18 protein-coding genes are annotated in these 22,310 nt (G+C 73.8%); 11 read left to right on the top strand and 7 right to left on the bottom strand.

The window, feature by feature from the left end; all coding sequences use genetic code 11:
• Positions 1 to 25: 25 nt before the first annotated feature.
• The 5 genes from JX575_RS17550 to pyrE all read left to right on the top strand — a co-directional run bounded on the left by JX575_RS17550 (position 26) and on the right by pyrE (position 6,268).
• Entirely contained in the window at positions 26 to 2,512 is a 2,487-nt protein-coding gene (locus JX575_RS17550) for a LuxR family transcriptional regulator (protein WP_186339341.1), read from the top strand.
• A complete protein-coding gene (locus tag JX575_RS17545; RefSeq protein ID WP_186339340.1) occupies positions 2,509 to 2,991 on the top strand; it encodes a hypothetical protein in 483 nt (160 codons plus the stop codon). The genes JX575_RS17550 and JX575_RS17545 overlap by 4 nt, the downstream gene beginning before the upstream one ends.
• 98 nt (positions 2,992 to 3,089) lie before the next feature.
• Complete coding sequence (locus JX575_RS17540) at positions 3,090 to 4,409, top strand: hypothetical protein (RefSeq protein WP_186339339.1); 1,320 nt, start codon at positions 3,090 to 3,092, stop codon at positions 4,407 to 4,409.
• Positions 4,410 to 4,489: 80 nt separating this feature from the next.
• On the top strand, positions 4,490 to 5,635 hold the full coding sequence (locus JX575_RS17535) for a hypothetical protein (protein WP_186339338.1): 1,146 nt from the start codon (positions 4,490 to 4,492) through the stop codon (positions 5,633 to 5,635).
• A 90-nt stretch (positions 5,636 to 5,725) separates the two neighbouring features.
• On the top strand, positions 5,726 to 6,268 hold the full coding sequence (pyrE, locus tag JX575_RS17530; RefSeq protein WP_186339337.1) for an orotate phosphoribosyltransferase: 543 nt from the start codon (positions 5,726 to 5,728) through the stop codon (positions 6,266 to 6,268).
• Positions 6,269 to 6,299: 31 nt separating this feature from the next.
• Here the strand turns inward: pyrE and JX575_RS17525 are convergent, their stop codons facing one another.
• Positions 6,300 to 7,082 carry a VTT domain-containing protein gene (locus JX575_RS17525; RefSeq protein WP_241005230.1) on the bottom strand — a complete coding sequence of 261 codons (783 nt, stop codon included), beginning with the start codon at positions 7,080 to 7,082 and terminating at the stop codon, positions 6,300 to 6,302.
• A 109-nt stretch (positions 7,083 to 7,191) separates the two neighbouring features.
• On the opposite strand from JX575_RS17525, the gene JX575_RS17520 reads away from it, so the two are divergent.
• Positions 7,192 to 7,848 carry a TrmH family RNA methyltransferase gene (locus JX575_RS17520; protein ID WP_186340316.1) on the top strand — a complete coding sequence of 219 codons (657 nt, stop codon included), beginning with the start codon at positions 7,192 to 7,194 and terminating at the stop codon, positions 7,846 to 7,848.
• A gap of 272 nt (positions 7,849 to 8,120) precedes the next feature.
• Positions 8,121 to 9,155 carry a class II fructose-bisphosphate aldolase gene (gene fbaA, locus JX575_RS17515; protein WP_186339336.1) on the top strand — a complete coding sequence of 345 codons (1,035 nt, stop codon included), beginning with the start codon at positions 8,121 to 8,123 and terminating at the stop codon, positions 9,153 to 9,155.
• 24 nt (positions 9,156 to 9,179) lie between these two features.
• Here the strand turns inward: fbaA and JX575_RS17510 are convergent, their stop codons facing one another.
• The 4 genes from JX575_RS17510 to lysS form a co-directional block, all read right to left on the bottom strand.
• On the bottom strand, positions 9,180 to 10,001 hold the full coding sequence (locus JX575_RS17510; protein ID WP_206054439.1) for an HAD family phosphatase: 822 nt from the start codon (positions 9,999 to 10,001) through the stop codon (positions 9,180 to 9,182).
• Positions 9,964 to 10,386 (bottom strand): DUF3151 domain-containing protein, encoded by a 423-nt coding sequence (locus JX575_RS17505; RefSeq protein WP_186339334.1) that lies wholly within the window; start codon positions 10,384 to 10,386, stop codon positions 9,964 to 9,966. The genes JX575_RS17510 and JX575_RS17505 overlap by 38 nt, the downstream gene beginning before the upstream one ends.
• A gap of 221 nt (positions 10,387 to 10,607) precedes the next feature.
• A complete protein-coding gene (locus JX575_RS17500) occupies positions 10,608 to 11,657 on the bottom strand; it encodes a hypothetical protein (RefSeq protein ID WP_186339333.1) in 1,050 nt (349 codons plus the stop codon).
• 203 nt (positions 11,658 to 11,860) lie between these two features.
• The gene (lysS, locus tag JX575_RS17495) at positions 11,861 to 13,600 is read right to left on the bottom strand and encodes a lysine--tRNA ligase (protein WP_186339332.1); all 1,740 of its coding nucleotides are present in this window, start codon (positions 13,598 to 13,600) and stop codon (positions 11,861 to 11,863) included.
• A 355-nt stretch (positions 13,601 to 13,955) separates the two neighbouring features.
• Here lysS and JX575_RS17490 point away from each other — a divergent pair, with 355 nt between their 5' ends.
• A complete protein-coding gene (locus JX575_RS17490; protein ID WP_186339331.1) occupies positions 13,956 to 14,945 on the top strand; it encodes a DNA-binding response regulator in 990 nt (329 codons plus the stop codon).
• Between the two features lie 10 nt (positions 14,946 to 14,955).
• On the opposite strand, the gene JX575_RS17485 is transcribed toward JX575_RS17490, so the two are convergent.
• Complete coding sequence (locus JX575_RS17485) at positions 14,956 to 15,870, bottom strand: YegS/Rv2252/BmrU family lipid kinase (protein ID WP_186339330.1); 915 nt, start codon at positions 15,868 to 15,870, stop codon at positions 14,956 to 14,958.
• 108 nt (positions 15,871 to 15,978) lie between these two features.
• Between JX575_RS17485 and JX575_RS17480 the strand changes: the two genes are divergently transcribed.
• Complete coding sequence (locus JX575_RS17480; RefSeq protein WP_186339329.1) at positions 15,979 to 17,262, top strand: adenylosuccinate synthase; 1,284 nt, start codon at positions 15,979 to 15,981, stop codon at positions 17,260 to 17,262.
• Positions 17,263 to 17,284: 22 nt separating this feature from the next.
• On the opposite strand, the gene JX575_RS17475 is transcribed toward JX575_RS17480, so the two are convergent.
• A complete protein-coding gene (locus JX575_RS17475) occupies positions 17,285 to 19,384 on the bottom strand; it encodes a serine/threonine-protein kinase (protein ID WP_186339328.1) in 2,100 nt (699 codons plus the stop codon).
• A 96-nt stretch (positions 19,385 to 19,480) separates the two neighbouring features.
• On the opposite strand from JX575_RS17475, the gene purD reads away from it, so the two are divergent.
• On the top strand, positions 19,481 to 20,749 hold the full coding sequence (gene purD / locus JX575_RS17470) for a phosphoribosylamine--glycine ligase (protein ID WP_186339327.1): 1,269 nt from the start codon (positions 19,481 to 19,483) through the stop codon (positions 20,747 to 20,749).
• Positions 20,750 to 20,793: 44 nt separating this feature from the next.
• Complete coding sequence (gene purB / locus JX575_RS17465; RefSeq protein WP_186339326.1) at positions 20,794 to 22,230, top strand: adenylosuccinate lyase; 1,437 nt, start codon at positions 20,794 to 20,796, stop codon at positions 22,228 to 22,230.
• Positions 22,231 to 22,310: the final 80 nt, after the last annotated feature.

The raw sequence follows: 22,310 nt of genomic DNA, 5'->3' as shown, positions 1-22,310 counted from the left end.
GCGGCCCGCCGCTAGCCTGCTCGCCATGAGGGAGCTCCTGGGGAGAGCAACCGAGCTGGAGTCGTTCGCCGAGCTGCTCGGTGGACCCGAGGGTGCGCTGCTCGTCCACGGCGAGGCCGGGGTGGGGAAGACCGCGCTCACCGCCCGTGCCCTCGCCGCCACGCCCCACCGCGTCGGCGGGGCCCTCGGCACCTTGGCGTGGCTGCCGTTCCTGTCCCTGCGACGGGCGCTCCCCGAGCTGCCCGACGAGACCTGGACCGGCGACCCCGACTACGTCGCGACGGCGATCGAGGCCGCCATGGGGTCCTCGGTGCTGGTCGTCGAGGACGCCCAGTGGGCCGACCCCGCGACCTTGGAGGTGCTGGAGCAGCTGGTCGGCCGGGTCCGGCTCGTCGTCACCGCGCGGCGCGGCGACCCGGCGGCCGCCCAGGTCGTGACGCGGCTCGACAAGGCGGGCGCCGCCCGGCTCGACCTCGAGCCCTTGGGACGCGACGCCGCCCGGGCCCTGGTCGCGGCGGTCCGCGGCGGCCTCACCGACGCCGAGGTCGACGAGCTGGTGGAGCGCAGCGGCGGCAACCCGCTGTTCATCGAGGAGCTCGGCGTGGACGGGGGGACGGCCAGCCTGGAGCTCGCGCTGCTGGCGCGGTGCCGTGACCTGCCGGAGGCGCAGCTGGAGGGGGTCGCGCTGCTGGCGCTGGCGGGACGGCCGGTTCCGGCCACCGACGTGCCCGACGTGCCGGGCCTCCTCGACTCCGGGCTCGTGGTCGTCGATGCCGACGGCGGCGCCCGGATCCGGCACGCCCTCATCGGCGAGGTCATCGGCGACCTGGTGTCGTCGGAGCGGCGGGTGCGGTGCCACCGCACGCTCGCCCGGCTGAGCGACCACCCCGGTGATGTCGCGCACCACCTGCTCGCCGCCGGCGACCGGGGCGAGGCCCACGCCGCCGCCCTGCGTGCGGTGGAGCAGTCAGCCACCCCCGGGGAGAGGTGGCGCCACCTCGTCACCGCCGCCGAGTCGGCCGACGGGGACGACGCGACCGAGCTGCGGATCCGGGCCGCGGAGGCCGCGTGCACCGCCGCCGAGCCCGAGCGTGCCGGCCAGCTCCTCGAGGGCCTCGAGGTCGCCGGCCCCCACGGCGCCGCGCTCGCCCTGGCGAGGGCGACGCAGGCGTTCCAGATCGGCGACTGGGACCGCTACCCGGTCGAGATCGCCGCCGGTCGTGCCCTGGCGCGGCCCGGGTCCCGGGAGGAGGCGCAGCTGCTCAACCGGGAGGCGGCGGCGGCGCTGATCATGGACAACGACGCGCGTGCCGCGCTGGCGCTGGCCCGCGAGGCGATCGACCTCGCCGCGCGGTCGGGGACCAGCTCGGCCGGCGCCAAGGGCATGGCGGCGTCCGCGCTGGCAGACCTCGAGGAGCCGGGATGGCGCGAGCTCTTCGAGGAGTCGCTGGTCGAGGCCCGGGCGGAGGGCGACGCCTACCGCGAGCTCAGCGTCCTGCTCAACTACACGATCTCGCTGACCGCGGCCGGCGACCTCGACGAGGCCCTGGCGCAGGTCGATCGCCACCAGCGCCGGGCCCGCGAGCTGCGGCTGCTCAAGAAGGCGCACAACTCGGCCGTGACGGGGCTGGTGGTCGCGCTCTACCGCGGAGACCTGGCGTCCGTGGTCGAGGAGGGCTCCAGGATGCTCGCCGAGGCGCTCGCCCCCGGCGACCGCTACGACGTCATCTCCACCATCGGCTTCGCCCAGGCCGAGCTGGGGCACACCCGGGAGGCGCTCGCCGCCGCCGACGCGCTCAAGGACCGGGTCAGCCACCTGTCCAACCACCACGGCGTGCGCCTCCACGCGTTCGCGCTGGGCGGGCAGCCCGAGCGGGCCGTCGCCGAGTGGGAGCCCTTCACCTCGGCCGGCGGCAACGACACCTATGCCATCACCGGCGCGGCGCCGGTCGTCGCGTGGGCGGCGTACGACGGTGGGCTCCCCCCTCCGCCGCGCCCCGAGTCGCTGGCGGGCGGCCTGTTCGCCGGGACGGGGCCGGAGCTCGACGGGATCGACGCGCTCCGCTCCCAGCAGTACGACGCCGCCCGCGGCCACTTCGACCGAGCCGGTGAGCTGCACGGCCAGCGGCGGTCCGCGGTCTGGATGTGTCGCTGGGCGGCGGCGGAGGCCACGCGGCTGGGCGGGGACACGGGCTCGGCCGAGGCCGAGCTGCGTGCCGTCCTCACCGCCGCCCGGGAGGACGGACTGGCGCCGTTGGTCGCCCGGTGCGAGAGGTCCCTCCGTGCCGCCGGCGTCCACCAGGGGGCCCGACGCACCGCCGAGGGTGCCCTGCTGAGCGCCCGCGAGCAGGAGGTCGTCGACCTCGTCGCGGAGGGCCTGACCGACCGGGAGATCGCCACCCGCCTCGCCCTGGCCCACCGCACCGTCCAGACCCACCTCGCCAGCGCCCGGAGGAAGCTCGGCGCCGACAACCGGAGCCACCTCGTCGCGATCCTGACCGGCTCGACGTGAAGCCGCTGGTCGTCGTCGAGGCCGGTCCGGACGCGGTCGAGGACGCACGCGGCGAGCTCGCGGCGCTGGGCTGGTCGGTCACCACCGAGCCGCGCGCGGGCGACGTGCTCGAGCTGACGGTCGACGACGAGGCCGCCGCCGTCGACGCCGTGCTCAGCGCGGTGGCGGGCCAGGGCCTGCTGGTCGAGGCGACCGCCGACCGGCCCGTCGTCGACCGGCTGTGCGACGACCTGCGTCGCCTGGGGCACCTCGACCACCGGGTCGCGCCCGGCGCCGTGCTCACCCAGGAGCAGCACGCGCTGCTCGCCCTGCTCGCCGGGGGCGAGTCGCTGGGCGCGGCCGCCGCGCGGCTCCACCTGTCCCGCCGGTCGGCCGACCGGCGGCTGGCCGGTGCCCGCGCGGTGCTCGGTGCCGGATCGACGCCCGCCGCGATCGCCGCCTGGCAGCGTCGCCTCGCGCGTCTGCCGCGTCCGGGCTGAACGACGCTCATCCTCGCGGACGAGGTGATCGCGCCCGTGGGCGGATGTGCGTCCGCGGCCGCGCAGGTGGGATGGGTCGACCAGACCCGAGGAGACACATGCGCATCCGACTGGCGGCCGCGGCCGCCCCACTGATCCTCGCGGCGGGGACGCTCACCCTGCCGCTGACGTCGCTGACGGCCGCGCACGCCGCGGTCCCGGGCGGCACCATCGCCTTCGTGCGCGACGCCAACATCTGGCTCGTCCGCGCCGACGGCACCGGCCTGCACCAGGTGACCCGCGACGGCACCGCCGACCACCCCTACGTGTCGCCGACCATGTCCGACGCGGGCGTCCTCGCCGCAGGGAAGGGCACCGAGATCCTGCGCCTGCAGCAGAACGGCGTGGTCCTCAACCGCATCGACCCGCCCGCCATGCTCAACTCGGTGGGCGCGCCCGTCGACGGGCCGCCGGTCGACGTCGCGATCTCCCCCGACGGCACCAGGATCGCCTACACGATGGCCAGCTACACCTGCCCGATCGGGGTCTCCTGCGGAGCCCGCACGGTGACCGGGGTGACGGCCGCCACCGGGCTCACCGGCCCGGAGATGACGTCGTACGAGCGGGAGCCGTCGTGGGTCAGCAACAGCCGACTCATGGTCCATGGCGGCTACGGGTCCCAGGTCAAGCTGCAGGACCAGGCCGGCGGCAGCCAGCACTGGTTCGACGACGGTGACATCTTCTCGTCGAGCACCGACCTCGGCGACGCCGCGCTCAGCCGCGACGGCGCGCGCCTGGCGGCCATCCGCAGCTACGGTCCCGACACCGAGATGATCTGGTACGCCGTCACCGGCGACCCGCGCACCGGCGCCATCGCCACGCTCCCGGACCCGACGCCCCGCTGCTCGGGCGCGCCCGGCGCGAGCCCCACCGACGCCCAGCTCCACGACCCGAGCTGGTCCCCCGACGGTGCCGCGTTCGCCGTCGGCGCCACCGAGGGGATCTGGGTGGTGACCCCCGCGCCCACGTGCGAGGCGAGCGGCATGAGCCTGATCGGTCCCGGCTCGGAGCCGTCGTGGTCGCCGGCCGCGATCGACCCGCCGCCGCTGCCCACCACGACCCCGCCCCCGACCCAGCCGCCCCCACCGCCGCCCTCGGAGGGCGCAACGGGATCGTTCCGGCTGAAGGCCAAGCCCGTGCTCCAGGGCAAGGCCCGGGTGGGCAGGAGGCTCACGGCCACTGCCGGCACCTGGTCGCCCAAGCCCGCGAAGGTCCGCTACACCTGGCTCCGCAACGGCCGGGTGATCAAGGGAGCCACGAAGAAGACCTACCGGGTGGTGCGACGCGACCGGGGGACCCGGATCGCGATCAAGGTGACCGTCAGGGGCCCCGGCCTCGAGGCGGCCTCCGCGAAGTCGTCCGCGAGGCGAGTGCGGTGACCGCCGCGCACGACAGCACGACCGCACCGCCCCGTCGCGGCGCCACCCCACCCGTTCCATCCACGACAGCAGGAGGACCCATGACCGTCCGCAGCACCGTGAAGGCCGTGCTGGCCATGACCGCGTCGGCCGCGCTCGCCGGCAGCGTGCTCGCCGCGCCCCCGGCGAGCGCCGCCGCCGCGCCCGAGACCACGCTCGTGACCTACACGTGGTCCCACACGGCCCACCTGGCGGACTTCACCTTCCACTCCTCCGACCCTGCGGCGACCTTCGAGTGCAGCCTGACCGCACCGACCGAGCCGGCCTCGTGGACGGCGTGCACCTATCCCCGGAGCATCCAGTACGCCGACCTCGCCGTGGGTGACTACCTGTTCCGCGTCCGGGCCGTGGGCGCGGGGGGTGTCGACCCCACCCCGGCCTCACGCCAGTTCAACATCGGCGTCGACGACGTCCACCCCGTGACCACGCTGGCCACCACCGCGCGGACGACCTCTCGCGACGCCGTCTTCACCTTCGCCTCCTCCGAGCCCGGCACCTTCGAGTGCCGTCTCCGGACCAACAACCGGGGCTCCGACTACTACGAGCCGTGCAGCTCGCCCGTCGTCTACTCGGGCCTCGCCGACGCCCAGTACGAGTTCACGGTGCGTGCCATCGACCTGCACGGCGAGTACGACCGCAGGGGAGCCCAGCACACCTGGCTGCTGGACGCGACGCCGCCCGAGACGTCGTTCTCGGCCGGCACGATCGACGGCTCGGACGCCTCCTTCGGCTTCGGCAGCCCAGAGGGCTTGAGCCAGTGCGCGCTGACCGGTCCCTCCCAGGCCCACGACTGGCGCGCCTGCACCTCTCCGACGAAGTACGCCGGGCTCACGCCCGGCACCTACACGTGGCAGGTGCGCGCCCACGACCGCCACGGCAACGCCGATGCGACCCCCGGCACGCAGACCTGGCAGGTGGCCCCGACGACGGGGAAGGTGAGGGGCGCACGCACGGTCCGCCGCGGGGCCGTCGCGACGTTCAAGCTGTCCTCGCCCCACGCCGGTGCCCGGTTCTCCTGCAAGCTCGACAAGGGCGCCTGGACGTCGTGCAAGAAGACCCACCGGGTGCGCACGGGCAAGCTCAAGGCGTCGGCGCGCGGGACCAAGCACGTGCTCCTGGTCCGGGCCACGGTGGCCGGTGTCACCGACCCCACGCCGGTGCGGAAGGTGTTCCGCGTCCGCCGGTGACCACGGGACACCCAGACCCGCAGGCTCCCCCCGACCCCCGGGGGGGAGCCTGCGCTCGGACGACGACGACCCTTTGCGAGGATGCGACCCATGAACCCGGACGCGACCCCCGACGCCGCCCTCGCCGCCGACATCGACGCGGCCTGCCGCCTCACCGGGCAGTTCACCCTCCGCTCGGGGCAGGTGGCCGACACCTACTTCGACAAGTACCTCTTCGAGGCGCAGCCGGCCCTCCTCGAGCGGGTGGCCGCGCGGGTCGCCGACCTGCTGCCGGAGGGCACCGAGCTCCTCGGCGGCCTCGAGCTCGGCGGCATCCCCATCGCCACGATGGTGTCGGCCAGGACCGGCCTGCCGGCGCTGTTCGTGCGCAAGCAGGCCAAGGAGTACGGCACGGCCAAGCTCGCCGAGGGCCCGGACGTCGCCGGTCGCCGGGTGACGATCATCGAGGACGTGATCACGACCGGAGGCGCGGTCCGCGACGCCACCCACGCGCTGCGCGAGCTCGGCGCGGTCGTGGAGGTCGTCGTCTGCGCGATCGACCGCTCGCCTGCGGGGGAGAACCCCCTGGCCGACGTCGGGCTCGAGGTCCGGTCGGTGCTGACCCGCGCCGACCTCGACGCGGCCCGTGGCTGACGCCGTCCGACCGTCCCCGCCGGGAGGGTGGTCAGTCGAGGTCGCGGCCGGTGATGTCGCGGTCGGGCCCGCCGTCCTGCGGGCCGATCTCGGCACCGGGGGCGTTGGTGCGCTTGTGGCGCCACCATTCGTAGGCGACCGGGACCAGCGAGAACGCCAGGATCGCGATGATCAGCTTGTCGATGCTCTCGCCGAGCGCCGGGAACGCGTCGCCGAGGAAGAACCCGAGCAGGCAGATCGACACGACCCACAGGACAGCGCCGACGAGGCTCCACACGAAGAAGCGGCCCCGGTCCATCCGCGTCACGCCGGCCACGACGGTGATGTAGGTGCGCACGAAGGGCACGAAGCGGCCGATGACCAGGGCCTTGTTGCCGTGGCGGTCGAAGAACGCGGTCGTCTGGTCGAAGTACTTGCGCTTGATGATCCGGCCGTCGCGCTCGTAGAGCGGGGGACCGATGGCGCGGCCGATCTCGTAGCCCACCACATTGCCCAGGAAGGCCGCGAGGGTCAGGGCGAGCACGGCGATGAGCAGCTCGACGCCCGTACCACCCGGGAACAGGTCGAGCTGGCCGGTGGCGATGAAGAGGCCGAGGGCGAACAGGAGCGTGTCGCCGGGCAGGATCGGGAAGAACAGCCCGCACTCGACGAAGACGATCAGCAGGCTGATCCAGAACAGCGCGGTGCCGAAGCGCTCGAGCAGCCAGTTGGGGTCCATCCAGTCGATGCCGAGCAGCATCGGCTGGACGCCCGCGGACAGGTCCCAGGACGACCCCGAGGACAGGATGGACTGCAGGTCCCACAACGCGCTCACCCGCGTCACCCTAGCCACGGGGTCCGCGGCCTCCGGCTTCGGCGTCGCTGCCTAGGGTGCTGCCATGCAGGACGAGGACCGGGCGCACGAGCGGGCGCCGTACGACCCGATGCCGCACGGTCCGCCCGAGGTCGGGGTGGGTCCGTGGGAGGGGCCGTGGCCCGAGGGGGAGCAGTGGGACCCCGACCTGCTCCGCGACGGCGATCGCCGCAACGTGGTCGACCGCTACCGCTACTGGACCCTCGAGGCGATCGTCGCCGACCTCGACACCCGGCGGCATGACTTCCACGTCGCCATCGAGAACTGGCAGCACGACTTCAACATCGGCACGATCGTGCGCACCGCCAACGCGTTCCTCGCCGCCGAGGTCCACATCGTCGGCAACCGTCGCTGGAACCGGCGCGGTGCGATGGTGACCGACCGCTACCAGCACGTGCGGCACCACCCCGACGCGGAGAGCCTCGCGGCCTACCTGCACTCCCTCCCCGCCGAGCGCGGCGGACCGGTGCGGCTGCTGGGCATCGACAACCTGCCGGGCTCGCTCCACCTCGAGACGATGGAGCTGCCCCGACGGGTGTGCTTCCTGTTCGGCCAGGAGGGGCCAGGGCTGTCCGAGGCGGCGCGCGAGGTGTGCGACGGCACCTTCTCCATCGCCCAGTTCGGCTCGACCCGCTCGATCAACGCCAGCGCGGCCGCCGCCATCGCGATGCACAGCTGGGTGCGGGAGTACGCCGACCTCGCCGGCGACGACGCCTGGCGCGGGTGACCCGCCTGCCGCCGGGTCGGGCGCGGTGGGGCGGACCCGGGCCCGGGATGTCCCCACGACACCCCGGACCCGTCCCCTCCCAAGGTCTGGCGAGCCGGTCCGGCGTCAAACCTAGGTCGGGGCCCCGGCCGCCGACCAGTCCCCGTGGGGGTGGAGCCGATCGGCCCGGGCCGGTCGTCACGAGGTGAGACGACCGGTCGGCCCGGATCGGACTCGCGGGTAGCCACTAGGGTTGGAGAGGCCTGCCTGACCGCTTCAGAGGAGATCTCCAGATGCCCATCGCCACGCCCGAGGTGTACGCCCAGATGCTGGATGCCGCGAAGGAGAGGTCCTTCGCCTACCCGGCCATCAACGTCTCGTCCTCGCAGACGCTCAACGCCGCACTCAAGGGCTTCGCCGACGCCGGCTCCGACGGCATCATCCAGGTCTCGACCGGCGGCGCGGAGTACCTCTCCGGCCCGTCGGTCAAGGACATGGTCACCGGCTCGGTGGCGTTCGCGGCCTACGCCGCCGAGGTCGCGAAGAACTACCCGGTCAACATCGCGCTGCACACCGACCACTGCCCCGAGGGCAAGCTCGACGGCTTCGTCCGCCCGCTGCTCGACATCTCCGCCGAGCGCGTCGCCCGCGGCGAGGCGCCGCTGTTCCAGTCGCACATGTGGGACGGCTCCGCGGTGCCGCTGGAGGACAACCTCCGGATCGCCGAGGAGCTCCTCGCCAAGTGCGCGGCGGCCCACATCATCCTCGAGATCGAGGTCGGCGTCGTCGGCGGCGAGGAGGACGGTGTCGCCAACGAGATCAACGACCAGCTCTACACCACGCCCGAGGACGCCATCGCCACGATCAAGGCCCTCGGCTCCGGCGAGCGGGGCCGCTACCTGACGGCGCTGACGTTCGGCAACGTGCACGGCGTCTACAAGCCGGGCAACGTCAAGCTGCGCCCGGAGATCCTCAAGTCCGCCCAGGAGGCCGCCGCGTCCGAGCTCGGCCTCGGCGCCGACGCCCGCCCGTTCGACCTGGTCTTCCACGGCGGCTCGGGCTCGACCGCGCAGGAGATCAGCGACGCCGTCGACTTCGGCGTGGTGAAGATGAACGTCGACACCGACACCCAGTACGCCTTCACCCGCCCGGTGGCGGGGCACATGTTCAGCAACTACGACGGCGTGCTCAAGGTCGACGGCGAGGTCGGCAACAAGAAGGCCTACGACCCCCGCGCCTGGGGCAAGGCCGCCGAGGCCGGGATGGCCGCGCGCGTCGTCGAGGCCTGCGAGAACCTGCGCTCCGCCGGCACGGCGCTCGGCCGCTGAGGCACTGAGTGGGGTCCGCCCGGCTCAGCGGGCGTCGGCCCCGATCATCCGCAGCACGTCGTCGGCGCGCAGGTGCGGCACCGGGGCGACGAGGGCGTCGACCTGCGCGGCGAGCGTCCCTGACCCCGTGTCCGCGGCCTTCAGGGCACGCACCCGGTCGGCGCGCTCGGCGTCCGGTGCTCCCGGCATGAACCACACGCACCGCAGGCCGGCGCGGACCGCCGACTCCACGCCCACCGGTGAGTCCTCGATGGCGACCACCCGTGAGGCCGGCAGCCCCATCTCGTGCAGCGTGAGGACGTAGACGAGGGGGTCGGGCTTGCCCCGGGGGAGGTCGATGGCCGAGGTGCGGACCGGGATCGCCTCGCGCAGCCCGAGCACCTCGAGCGCCGCGTCGATGAACGGCAGCGCCGACGACGACGCCACGGCGAGCCGAATGCCGCGCCGATGCAGCGCGTGGGCCAGCTCGACGGCCTCCGGGATCGGGACGGGGGCGGCGGCGACGTCGGCGCAGACCCAGTCGATCACCGCCTGGACGACCTGACGGGTCTCGCCGGCGTCGAGCGCCGCATCGAGTCCGAGGTCGGCCAGGGTCGCGGCGACGGTGTCGGGCACCCGGCCGCCCTGGAACCGTGCCATGTCCTCCGGGCGGAGGTCGTGGGTGCCGTGGCCGTGCGCCTCGAGCACCTGCGCGAGGCCGAGTGAGAACCCGCGCGCCCACGAGGGCTCGGAGTCGATGAGGGTGCCGTCGAGATCGAAGACCACGCCCGGCGGGTCGGTCAGCCGGCCCGTGGCCACGACCTCGCCCTCAGAGGAGCTCGTCGGCCGCTGCCGGGCTGGAGTCACGGAGGAACGTCGCGCAGCGCTCCCACTCCTCGGTCTCGCCGATGGCGCGCGCGGCCAGGGCGAGGAGGGCGAGGGAGCGGAGGAACCCGCGGTTGGGCTCGTGCTCCCACGGCACCGGCCCGTGGCCCTTCCAGCCGTTGCGGCGCAGCTGGTCGAGCGAGCGGTGGTAGCCGACGCGGGCGTAGGCGTAGACCGTGACGTCGTCGGCGCCGGCGTCGCGGGCCTGCTGGGCCAGGGCGGCCCACGCGGTCGGCGACGCCGGGTGACGGCGTACGACGGCCGCCGGGGCGTCGCCGCCCGCGAGCTCGGCGTCGGCGGGGTCGGCGGGGAGGTGGGTGGGCGGGGGACCGGCCATCAGGTCGCCGCCGAAGGGTCCGGAGGTCATGGGGCAACCCTAGGACCGCCCCCGCCCCCGCCCGGGCGGGGCCTCTGCCTCGGGCTGGCCCTCGCCCTCGGGCATCGCCCCCGCCCAGGCTTCCCCCCTCGGGCAGGCTTCCCCCTTGGGCAGGCTTCCCCCTTGGCTCAAGCGGGCTCGTCCCCGCTCAACACGTCGGATCCGACGTGTCCAGCGGGGACGCGGGTGTCCCAGCGGTGCCGGGCGCGCGGTCAGGCCGCGTGGCTCGCCGTGGTCCACAGGGCACCGTCGCGCCGCCGGGGGTGGTCGTCGGCAAACCGGCGCAGGTGGGGCGGGAGCTCCCGGCCGAACCGCGCCTCGGTGACGGCGTACTCCCGCCGGAGCCTGGCAAGCGCGCGGTCGCGCGCCTGGCCGAGGCAGTCCGCCCACACGATGCTGGACACGCCGAGGCCCTCCGCGCTGATCGCGACCTGTCGCGCCCTCTCCTTCCACAGCACCTGCTCGGCGGGTTGTGTCGCGACGCCGCCCCGCTCGACCGGGACGAGCTTGAGCATGCCGTGGCACTCGAAGATGTGGCGTCCTACCCGGATGTCGCACCAGACGACTCGCCCGTCGGCCAGCCCGACGGCGAACTGCGTCTCGACCTCACCGATCTCGAGCTCGCGGACCAGCTGGCGGCCGAGGGTCTCCAGGACGCTCTCCGCCCCTGCGTCAGAGGCGGCGACGGCCGCACGGGCGCGCGCGATGTGGGGGTGGTTGCCCATCCGCGCGAGCTCTGCCGCCAGGTCGGCGAGCGGCACGCCCTTCCCGCGGACCGCGTCGACGGCAACCAGTCCCGGCAGGAAGCCGTGCAGCCGGCCGATGTCGATGGCGGTGCGGGCGTACGACGTCACCAGCAGGCCGTCCACCACCTCGACGCACAGCGGCAGGAGGTCGCGGTGCCGGACGATCCCGCTGTTGGTGCGGTTGCCGCGCGCGCCCGTGTGGGTGAGGTGGGTGGCGGGGATCGGCGGCGCGAGCGTGTCGATCTCGAGGAAACGCGCCGCGGAGTCGTGGCTCAGGACCGCCTGCCGGCGCGCAACGAGCAGCGCCGCCCGGTCCTTGAACATCCAGCGCAGCCGCTGGTCTGCGTCCTCGACCAGCAGCCTCTCGCAGTAGACGCCGGTCCGGACCGCGATCCACGGACCGTTGGGACGGACGGCCGCGTCGATCTCACGCCGGGTGTAGCCCGCCCGGAGCGCCTGCTGGCGGGTGAACAGCCCGTCCTGACGTCGGGCACGTGCTCGCAACGAATCTCGCATGCGGTGACGATGGGCCGACGCGACCGCTCACGCCACCGCACCCGGGCCGTGCCTGTGGACGGGCGGCCGAACGCGTCACCTGTGGAGGGCGTACGTCCTGGTGCCGGCACTCAGCATGCCTGGTCCCCGCTAGGACACCCGGATCCGTGGGGTTGAGCGGGGAAGTCACCGCTCGAGCCGTGCCGGCGACCGGCGCACGCGAGTCAGGCGCCGAGCAGCTGCCGCACCTTGGCGGGGCCGAGGGCGAGGACGAGGGTGGGCAGGCGGGGGCCGCGGTCGGCGTCGACCAGGAGGTTGTAGAGGAGGCGGAAGAAGTCCTTCTGGTCGGCCTTGACCTGGTCGGTGGGGGTGTCGTCGAAGCCCAGGCCCCGGGCGACCTTGGGCACGCCGTAGACCACCGAGGTGACCGCCTCGAGGTCGCCGTCGTCGGGCAGCCGGTCGAGGAAGATCCGCAGCCACAGCTGCTCGTCCTCGGTCAGCGAGCCGAGGCGCTCGGTGTCGGGCGTCTCGCGGACGGTGGTGCGCTCGTCGGCGGGCACGTGCTCGCGCGTCCACTGCATGGCCTTGGTCAGCCGGGGCTCGAGGTCGGCGACCGACTCGTGCGGGTAGCCGGAGGACTCGATGATGCGCGAGATGAGCTCGGCCGACCCGGCGGTGACGTCGGCGACCGAGGACAGGGTGCGGAAGGGGACCACGACGGCGGGGGTGGGCAGGCGCCCGGCGGACGCCGTCTCGGAGGCGCGGTGCCACGCCAGGGTCGCGACGTCGGCCTTGGCGGGGTCGGCGGCCTTGCGGCCGAGCGCGTCCCACTCGTCGTAGAGCCGGACGACGGACGCGCCGAAGTCGATGTCGAAGGCCTGCGTCGGCGCGCGGCGGACGTAGAGCCAGCGCAGCATCGGTGCCTCGAGGATGCGCAGCGCGTCGGTCGCGGTCGGCACGCCACCGGCCGACGACGACATCTTCTGCACTCCGGCGAAGCCGACGAACGCGTAGATCACCCGGGCCGGCGCGCGCCAGTCGAAGATGGAGGACACGAGCTCCGTGCCGACGGTGTAGGACGAGCCGGGCGTCATGTGGTCGCGGCCGGCGGGCTCGAAGTCGACCTTCTCGAACGCCCAGCGCATCGGCCAGTCGACCTTCCACACCAGCTTGCCGTCGGTGTCGGTGGACAGGTCGGTCGTGCCCTCGAAGCCGCAGGAGGAGCAGGAGTAGGACAGCGTCGTGGTGGCGTCGTCGTAGGCCGTCGTGGTGACGGTGTCGCGACCGCACTGGCGGCAGTAGGGGCGGTAGGGGAAGCGGGCGATCACCTCGGAGCCGGAGCCGGAGTCGGAGCCCGAGCCGGCACCGGCCGGCTCGCTGTCCTCGTTGGCGACGGAGTCGGCGAGGTCGGCGGCCTCCTGTGCGGTGGCGTCCTCGCCGGCGGTGACCTTCTTGGTGCGGTGCCGGGCGAGCACCGCCTCGATCTCGTCGCGGCGCGAGACCGCCTCCAGGACCTGCTCGCGGTAGGCGCCGGAGGTGTACATCTGCGTCTGGGAGATCTCCTCCATCTCGACCCCGAGGTCGCGCAGCGCCGCCTGCAACGGTGCCTTGAAGTGCGCGGCCCAGCTGTCGTGGCACTCCCACGGGTCGGGCACCGAGGTCAGCGGCCGGCCGATGTGGTCGGCCCACTCCGCAGGCACACCGGCCGGCACCTTGCGGAACCGGTCGAAGTCGTCCCACGAGTGCAGGTGGCGCACCGGGACGCCGCGACGCCTCAGCTCCTCGGCGACGAAGTGCGGGGTGATGAACTCGCGGAGGTTGCCCAGGTGGATGGGCCCGCTGGGGGAGGCGCCGGACGCCACGGTCACCAGGTTGCCCTCGCCGGCGTGGCGTACGGCGTCGTCCGCCGCACGCGTCACCCAGTCGACCGGTTCGCCGCCGCCTTGACGTCCACTTCGTGCCATGTGGCAAGGCTATCGGTGGCACGGCGGGGCCACCGACGCGCGCCACTCGGCGGCCGTCGGGCGACGCCGACGCGGCCTCTCGAGGACCCCGTCGTACGTCTGGCGCGCGCGAGCCGATGGGGCCCCCTCGTCCGCGAAAGGGCAACGGGACGGCCACCAGTAGTCGACGCAACATCCACAGATCGTCCACAAGGCGGGCATCGGTGGGCGCCGGAGCCGTCCCCCGTGGCGGCTCCGACGCCTTGCTCCGAGGAGCGGTGCGGCCGCACACCCCCGCGGCGGCCAGCGTGTCAAGTATGTGTTGGCCGGTCCGTGCCACGCGGGTCCAAACTGCCGTTGGCACTAAACTGCCACCATGCCCGGTGACCCGTCCTCCGTCCTCGTCGCGCTCGGTCTCGAGCGTCGTGCCGAGCAGCTCTACTTCCGGGTGGCGCCGGTCTCCGGTCACACGGTCGCCGGTGTCGCGCAGGTGGTGCAGGCGCGGCCCGACCAGCTGTTGCGCGACCTCGCCCCGCTCATCGAGCGCGGTCTCGTCGTGGTGGCCGACGACCGCGTCGTCGTGCCGTCCCTCGCGGAGGCGGTCTCCGAGCTGGTGCTGCGCGAGGCGCGAACGGCCGCGTCGTCGGCCGGCAAGCTGGCCGAGCTCTCCCTCGCGGTGCCCCACCTCGTCGCCGCCGCCGCCCGTCCTGAGCGGCACCACGTCTCCGACGTCCAGCCGCTCGACGGCGAGCTCAGCTCCGGCGGCGACCCGTTCGAGCTCCTGCAGGTCATGATGCGCACCAGCCGCGGCGACATGCTGTGGCTGCGGCCGGACGCCTGGGCGATGCCGCGCGAGTCGAGGGTCAGCGAGATGCTCGGCGAGGCGATGTCCACGGGGCGTCGCTCCCGCGCGATCTACCCGGCGCGCGCCCTGACCGAGGCACCCGACGCCCTCCGGGTGCGCGCGTCCCTGGGCGAGCAGGTGCGGATCCTCTCGGAGGTGCCCACGCGGATGTTCATCTTCGGCGACACCCATGCGGTGCTCCCCGAGCCGATCGGCTTCACCGACGATCCGCGGGTGCACGTCCGGCAGCGCTCGATCGTCGCCGCGCTGACCATGTGGTTCGAGTCGCTGTGGGCCCGCGCCGCCCCGATGCGCGAGGTCGAGGCGGGCAAGGTGAGTCCGGACGGGCGGCAGTTCCTGCTGGAGCAGCTGATGGCCGGCTCGACCGACGAGGTGATCGCCCGCAAGCTCGGCATCGGCCTGCGCACCGTCCGCCGTCGCGTCGCCGCCCTGATGACCGAGCTCGGCGTGGACACGCGCTTCCAGGCGGGGGTCGAGGCGGTGCGGCGGGGCTGGCTCTGAGCCGCCGGCGTCAGCGGGGCAGGATCATCGTGTAGGCGCCACGCTCGAGGCGCCAGCTGCGGGTGCGCTCCGGGCCGGAGATCTCCCCGTCGGCCGAGAGCCAGAACTCGTCGCCGCTGACCTTGACCGACTTGCCCCGCAGGGTGAGCACGTCGTCGCGCTCGTCGTGCTCGCCCTTGCGCAGCCGCAGGACGTAGCCCAGCTTGGCGCTCGGTCCGACCGCGCGGCTGACCATCACGTCGAGGAGGCCGTCCTCGGTGTCGGCGTCGGGGTTGACGTCGGTGCCACCGCCGACCTTGGCGCCGTTGCCGATGGCGACCATCAGCACGGGCCGGTCGACGTCGTTGACGACCTCTCCGTCGACCTCGACGTGCAGGCGCCAGGCGGGTGGGTCGAACGCCGAGAGCAGCGCCCCGATGGGGTAGCCGAGCTTGCCGAGGTTGGCCTTGCCCACCCCGACGGCGCCCAGCCGCGACTTCCACTTGTGGCCCTTGCGGCTGGCCTGCGCGCCGACGCCGACGTGCACGTTGTTGACCACGACGTTGCCGGTCTCGTCGACGATGAGGTCGACCGGGCGGGGCTCCCCGGAGAGCACCAGGCGCGCCGCGTCCTCGATGTCGAGCGGGATGTCGTTGCCGCGGGCGAAGTCGTTGCCGGTGCCCATCGGCAGCAGGGCGAGGGTCGCCTGGTCGAGCTCACGGCGCTTGTGGAGCGCGGTCACGACCGCGTGGAGGCTGCCGTCGCCGCCGGCCACCACGACCGTACGTCCGCCCGCACGGTGGAGCACGCCGTCGAGCTCGCCGGGGTTGGAGGTCTTGGCGACCTCGACCGACGCCTTGTCCCGCAGGGCGTCGAGGGCCTGTGCCAGCCGCGCCTCGTCGGAGGTGCCGGCCTCGGCGTTCGTGATGACGAGAAGGGATCGCACGACCGGACCCTAGCCGAGGGGTGCGGTAGCGTGGCGTCGCAAGAGCCCCGGCGCCTTGTGCCGGGGCTCGGTGCATTCCAGTGATGCCGAAGACAGAGGAGGGCTGAGATGCCCGCGATCGTCGTGCTCGGCGCCCAGTGGGGCGACGAGGGCAAGGGGAAGGCCACCGACCTGCTGGCCACCACGGACCCGATCGACTTCGTGGTCCGCACCAGCGGCGGTCACAACGCCGGCCACACCATCGTGATCGACGGCGAGAAGTACGCCACCCACCTGCTGCCCAGCGGCATCCTCACGCCCGGGGCCACCTCGGTCATCGCCAACGGCGTGGTGGTCTCGCCGGAGGCGCTCTTCCGCGAGCTCGACGGACTGCTCGACCGCGGGGTCGAGGTCGCCGACCTCAAGGTCAGCGCCAACGCCCACGTCATCGCGAGCTACCACGCCACCATCGACAAGGTGACCGAGCGGTTCCTCGGCAAGAACCAGATCGGCACCACCGGGCGCGGCATCGGACCCGCCTACGCCGACAAGATCAACCGCGTCGGCATCCGCATCGCCGACCTCTTCGACGAGAAGATCCTGCGGGAGAAGATCGAGGCCGCGCTCGACGTGCGCAACCACCTCCTCACCAAGGTCTACAACCGTCGCGCGATCGAGGTCGACGCCGTCGTCGAGGAGCTGCTCTCCTACGCCGACCGGCTCCGGCCGATGGTGTGCGACACCTCGCTGCTGCTCAACCAGGCGCTCGACGCCGGCCAGACGGTGCTCTTCGAGGGCGCCCAGGCCACGATGCTCGACGTCGACCACGGCACCTACCCGTTCGTCACCTCGTCCAACCCGGTCGCCGGTGGCGTGTGCGTCGGCGCCGGCATCGGCCCCACCCGCATCGACCGGGTGATCGGCGTGATCAAGGCCTACACGACCCGCGTCGGCTCCGGCCCCTTCCCGACCGAGCTCTTCGACGAGGACGGCATCCAGCTCCAGACCCTCGGTGGCGAGATCGGCGTCTCCACCGGTCGCACCCGCCGCTGCGGCTGGTACGACGCGGTCGTCGCGCGCTACGCCAGCCGGGTCAACGGCCTCACCGAGTTCTTCCTCACCAAGCTCGACATCCTCGGCTCGTGGGACCGGATCCCGGTCTGCGTGGCCTACGAGGTCGACGGTGAGCGCGTCGAGGAGATGCCGATGACGCAGACCGAGTTCCACCACGCGAAGCCGGTCTACGAGTTCTTCGACGGCTGGAACAGCGACATCTCCGGCTGCCGCTCCTTCGACGAGCTGCCCGCCAACGCGCAGCGCTACGTCGAGGCGCTCGAGGAGATCTCCGGCGCGAGGATCTGGGGCGTCGGGGTGGGTCCGGGTCGCGAGCAGACCCTGGTCGTGCACGGCTGACCCGACGCCCCGCGGGCGGAGGTCACTCGCGGGCGACGAGGCTCGCGGCCTCCCCCTCGCAGCCCGAGGTGGTGCAGGGCACCACGCCCCACTCCACCGGCTCCTGCAGGGAGTCGCCGTCGGAGACGTACACCTCGACGAGGGCGGTCCCGGCGTCGTCGTCGTAGGCGTGCAGGCGGACGACGTCCTGGTCACCGTCGCCGTCCACGTCGGAGGCGGCCACGTCGAGGTAGGGGAAGTCGGGACCGCCGCTGGTGGGCGCGACCAGCTCCTTCGGCGTGCCGAAGCCGCCGTTGACGAACCGCTGGACCGCGACCGTCGCGCCGTACTCGTCCTCGCCCCACCGGTCGGTGATCAGGTGCACCAGCTCGTCGGCGCCGTCGCCGTCGATGTCGGCGGCGGTGTAGTCGGCCACGCCGTAGCGCCCGTCCTCGATGCGGGTGGTCGGTGACTTGCGGAACCGCTCGCCCGTGCTGAGCAGCACCCGGAACCGGACGCCGACGGCGCCGCCGCCGTTGACCACCCGGGCGGCGAGGTCGTCGAGGCCGTCGCCGTCGAAGTCACCGATGGCGAACTGGTCGTCCTCGTTGGCGCGACCCCCGCGGGACGCGTACTCCACGGGCTCGTCGAAGCCGTCGCCGGCGGAGCGGGCGACCGAGACCACCATGAGCTTCTCGCCGCGGTTGCGGGTGAGCAGCAGGTCGTCGCGGCCGTCGCCGTCGAAGTCGCCCATGCCGTAGAAGCCGTAGTCGGTGCGCCACCGGAACGTCTGCTGCGACAGCTCCTCGACACCGTCGCCGGTGCCGCGCCAGACCGTCGCGGTGACCTCGGTGTCGTCGTCGCTCTCGACGACCTGCACCAGGTCGGGCCGGCCGTCGCCGTCGACGTCGCCGACCTTGGGCCGCTCGATCATCCCGGCGTCCTCGACCGCCTCGCCCAGCGCGGTGCCGTCGGAGGTGAGCAGCACGACCGGCAGGGCCTCGAGGCCGTCGCGCCACACCGAGCGGGCGGCCCGCACGTCGCCCAGCCCGTCGCCGTCCCAGTCGCCGGCGACCGGGTCCGCGATGGCGGCCGGGCCGTCGGTGGCAGCGTCGGGCGAGGCGTCGCCGTCGTCGTCGCCGTCGAACGACCGCACGGCGAGGGTGCCGCCGACCACCGCGACCAGGGCCAGCGCCGCGGCCGCCACCACGGCGGTCGTACGACGTCCGCGGGCGGGCGGTGCGGTGTCGCCCGCCTCCTCGAGCGGGGAGCGGCCCGGCTCGGGGGTCGCGCCGCCGGGGGAGAGCGCGGCCCGGGGCATCCTCGAGAGCGCCACCAGGTCGCTGCGCAGCTCGCCGGCCGAGGCGTGGCGCTCGGCCGGGTCCTTGGCCATGGCGCGCGCCAGGACGCGGTTGAGCTCGACCGTCGCCGCGTCGGTGCCGGGCAGCCGGGGCACCGGCTCGTTGACGTGGGCGACCGCCATCTCCACGTCGGAGCCGACGTAGGGGGCACGGCCCGTGACGCACGCGTGGAGCAGGCACCCGAGCGCGTAGACGTCGCTGGCGGGGGTGGCCGGGGCGCCGTGCGCCCGCTCGGGGGCGAGATAGGCCCAGCTGCCGGCCACGCCGCCGGCCCGGGTGAGCCCGTCGCTGCCCGTGGCGGCCTGGGCGATGCCGAAGTCGCCGAGGTAGACGAACGGCTCCGTGGCGTCGGGGTCGCGGACGAGCACGTTGGCGGGCTTGACGTCGCGGTGCACGATGCCGGCCGCGTGGGCGTCGTGCAGGGCCTCGGCGACCTGGGCGCAGATCGTCGCCGCGAGCTGGACCGGCACCGGGCCCCGCCGCTTGAGCTGGGTGCCGAGGTCGCCACCGGCGACGTACTGCATCGCGAGGAAGGGCGTGCCGTCGACGACGCCGTGGTCGAAGATCGTGGTGATGTGGGGGGAGTCGAGGCGGGCCAGCGTCGCGGCCTCGCGGTCGAACCGGGCGAGGAACTCCTCGTCGCCGGTGAGCTGCGGCGACATCACCTTGAGCGCCACCCGCCTCTGGAGCTTGGTGTCGAGGGCCAGGTGCACCACCCCCATCCCGCCCGCGCCGATCTGCCGCTCGATCTCGTACCGGCCGAACCTGTCCCCAGGACGCACGCGCACCCGACTCCTCTTTGTCTCGTCCGTCTCGTCAGCTGACCCACCGTGCCTGCCCGGTGGAGCCGAGCCCAAACCTCGCTAGGGTCGGCATCCGTGAAGACCCTCGTCATCGGGACCGGCGGGCGCGAGCACGCCCTCGCGCTCTCCCTCGCCGCCGACCCGGCCGTGACCGAGGTGCACGCCGCGCCGGGCAATCCTGGCATCGGCGAGGTCGCCGTCCTGCACCCGGCCGACCCGATGGACGGCACCGCCGTCGCCGACCTCGCCGTCTCCGTGGACGCCGACCTCGTCGTCGTGGGCCCCGAGGCGCCGCTGGTCGCCGGGGTCGCCGACGCCGTGCGGGAGGCAGGGATCGCGGTCTTCGGACCCTCCCGCGCCGCCGCCCGGCTCGAGGGGTCGAAGTCCTTCTCCAAGGAGGTGATGGCCGCGGCCGGCGTGCCGACCGCCGGCTCGCGCACCTGCACGACCCCCGAGGAGGTCGCCGCGGCCCTCGACGCGTTCGGCGCTCCCCACGTCGTCAAGGACGACGCGCTGGCCGCCGGCAAGGGGGTGGTCGTCACCCTCGACCGCGACGAGGCGCTCGCGCACGCCGCGGGGTGCGAGCGCGTGGTGGTCGAGGAGTTCCTCGACGGCCCGGAGTTCTCCCTCTTCGTGGTCTGCGACGGCAGCGTCGGCCGGCCCCTGCTGCCCGCGCAGGACTTCAAGCGCATCTTCGACGGAGGACGCGGACCCAACACCGGCGGCATGGGCTCGTACGCACCGCTGCCCTGGCTGCCCGACGGCGTCGCCGACTCCGTGATGGCCGACGTCGTCGCGCCGACGCTGGCGGAGATGCGGCGTCGCGGCGCGCCGTTCGTCGGATGCCTCTACGTCGGCCTCGCCCTGACCGCCACCGGGCCGAAGGTCATCGAGTTCAACTGCCGCTTCGGCGACCCCGACGTGCAGCCGGTGCTCGCGCTGCTGACCTCGCCGCTCGGCGGCCTGCTCCGTGCCGCCGCGGTGGGCGACCTCGCGTCCGTGCCCCCGCCGACCTTCGCCGACGGCGCCTGCGTCTCGGTCGTGATGGCGAGCGCCGGCTACCCCGAGGGGTCCAGCGCCGGCGACGTCATCGTCGGCACCGAGACGCTCGCCGCCGAGGACGACGTCGACGTCATCCACGCCGGCACCGCCCGCACCGACGCCGGCCTGGTGACCGCAGGTGGGCGGGTGCTCGCCGTCCGGGCGACCGGCTCGGACGTCGCCGCCGCGCGCGCCCGGGCGTACGAGGGCATCGCCTCGATCGGCTTCCCGGGCGCCCAGTGGCGACGCGACATCGCCGCCGAGCCGCTCGGCGTGGTCGAGGGCGCCGTCACCCGGGCCTGAACCCCGCGCGGCGGACGTCCCTCGCTCGGCGTCCCGGGCCGCGGATGGGAGGATGGCTGCCCGTGAGCGTCCCCAACGTCCTGGCCACCCGCTACGCCGGCGCCGATCTCGCCGAGATCTGGTCGCCCGAGCACAAGATCGTCCTCGAGCGGCAGCTGTGGGTCGCGGTGCTCAAGGCCCAGCGCGACCTCGGCGTCGCGGTCCCCGACGGCGTCGTCGAGGACTACGAGGCGGTCGTCGACACGGTCGACCTCGACTCGATCGCCGCCCGCGAGCGGGTCACCCGCCACGACGTCAAGGCGCGGATCGAGGAGTTCTCCGCGCTCGCCGGCCACGAGCACATCCACAAGGGGATGACCTCGCGCGACCTGACCGAGAACGTCGAGCAGCTGCAGGTGCGCCGCTCGCTCGAGGTGGTGCGCGACCGGGCCGTCGCCGCGCTCGTGCGCCTCGGCCGGCTCGCCGCGGAGCACGAGACGACGGTGATGGCCGGCCGCTCCCACAACGTCGCCGCCCAGGCGACCACGCTCGGCAAGCGCTTCGCCACCGTCGCCGACGAGATGCTGATCGCGGTCCAGCGCATCGAGGAGCTCCTCGCCCGCTACCCGCTCCGCGGCATCAAGGGCCCGATGGGCACCGCCCAGGACATGCTCGACCTGCTCGACGGAGACGCCGACCGGCTCGACGAGCTCGAGCGTCGCGTGGCCGGCCACCTCGGCTTCGACCACGTGCTGACCAGCGTCGGCCAGGTCTACCCCCGCTCGCTCGACTTCGACGTCGTCTCGGCGCTCGTGCAGCTGGTCAGCGGGCCGTCCAACCTCGCCACCACCGTGCGGCTGATGGCCGGGCACGAGCTGGTCACCGAGGGCTTCAAGGAGGGCCAGGTCGGCTCGTCGGCGATGCCCCACAAGATGAACACCCGCTCGTGCGAGCGGGTCAACGGCCTCGCGGTCGTCGTCCGCGGGCACCTGTCGATGGTCAGCGAGCTCGCCGGCGACCAGTGGAACGAGGGCGACGTCTCCTGCTCGGTGGTGCGCCGCGTCGCGCTCCCCGACGCGTTCTTCGCCACCGACGGCCTCTTCCAGACGTTCCTCACCGTGCTCGACGAGTTCGGCGCGTTCCCCGCGGTGATCCAGCGCGAGCTCGACCGCTACCTGCCGTTCCTCACCACCACCAAGGTGCTGATGGCCGCGGTGCGCAACGGCGTGGGCCGCGAGGCGGCGCACGAGGCGATCAAGGAGGCCGCCGTCGGCACGGCACTCGCGATGCGCGCCGGGCAGGGCGACAACGACGTCTACGGCTTGCTCGCCGCCGACGAGCGGCTCGGCCTGACCCGCGAGCAGATCGACGCGCTCGTCGCCGACCCGATCGAGTTCACCGGTGCCGCCGTGGCCCAGACCCGTGCGGTCGTCGCCCGGATCGAGGCGCTCGCGGCCGCCCACCCGGACGCGGCGGCCTACGTGCCAGGCGCGATCCTCTGACACCACGCGGGCAGTGCGCGCTCCCGGCGCCGCACGCCACTCTCAGCGCGCCACCCGGGCGCCCGAACTGCCTGCACGGT

It is taken from the genome of Nocardioides sp. zg-1228, assembly GCF_017086465.1.
In the GTDB taxonomy this organism is placed as follows: Bacteria; Actinomycetota; Actinomycetes; order Propionibacteriales; family Nocardioidaceae; genus Nocardioides.
Note: the sequence above shows the minus strand (reverse complement) of the source record. Positions and strands in the feature narration are given on the sequence as shown.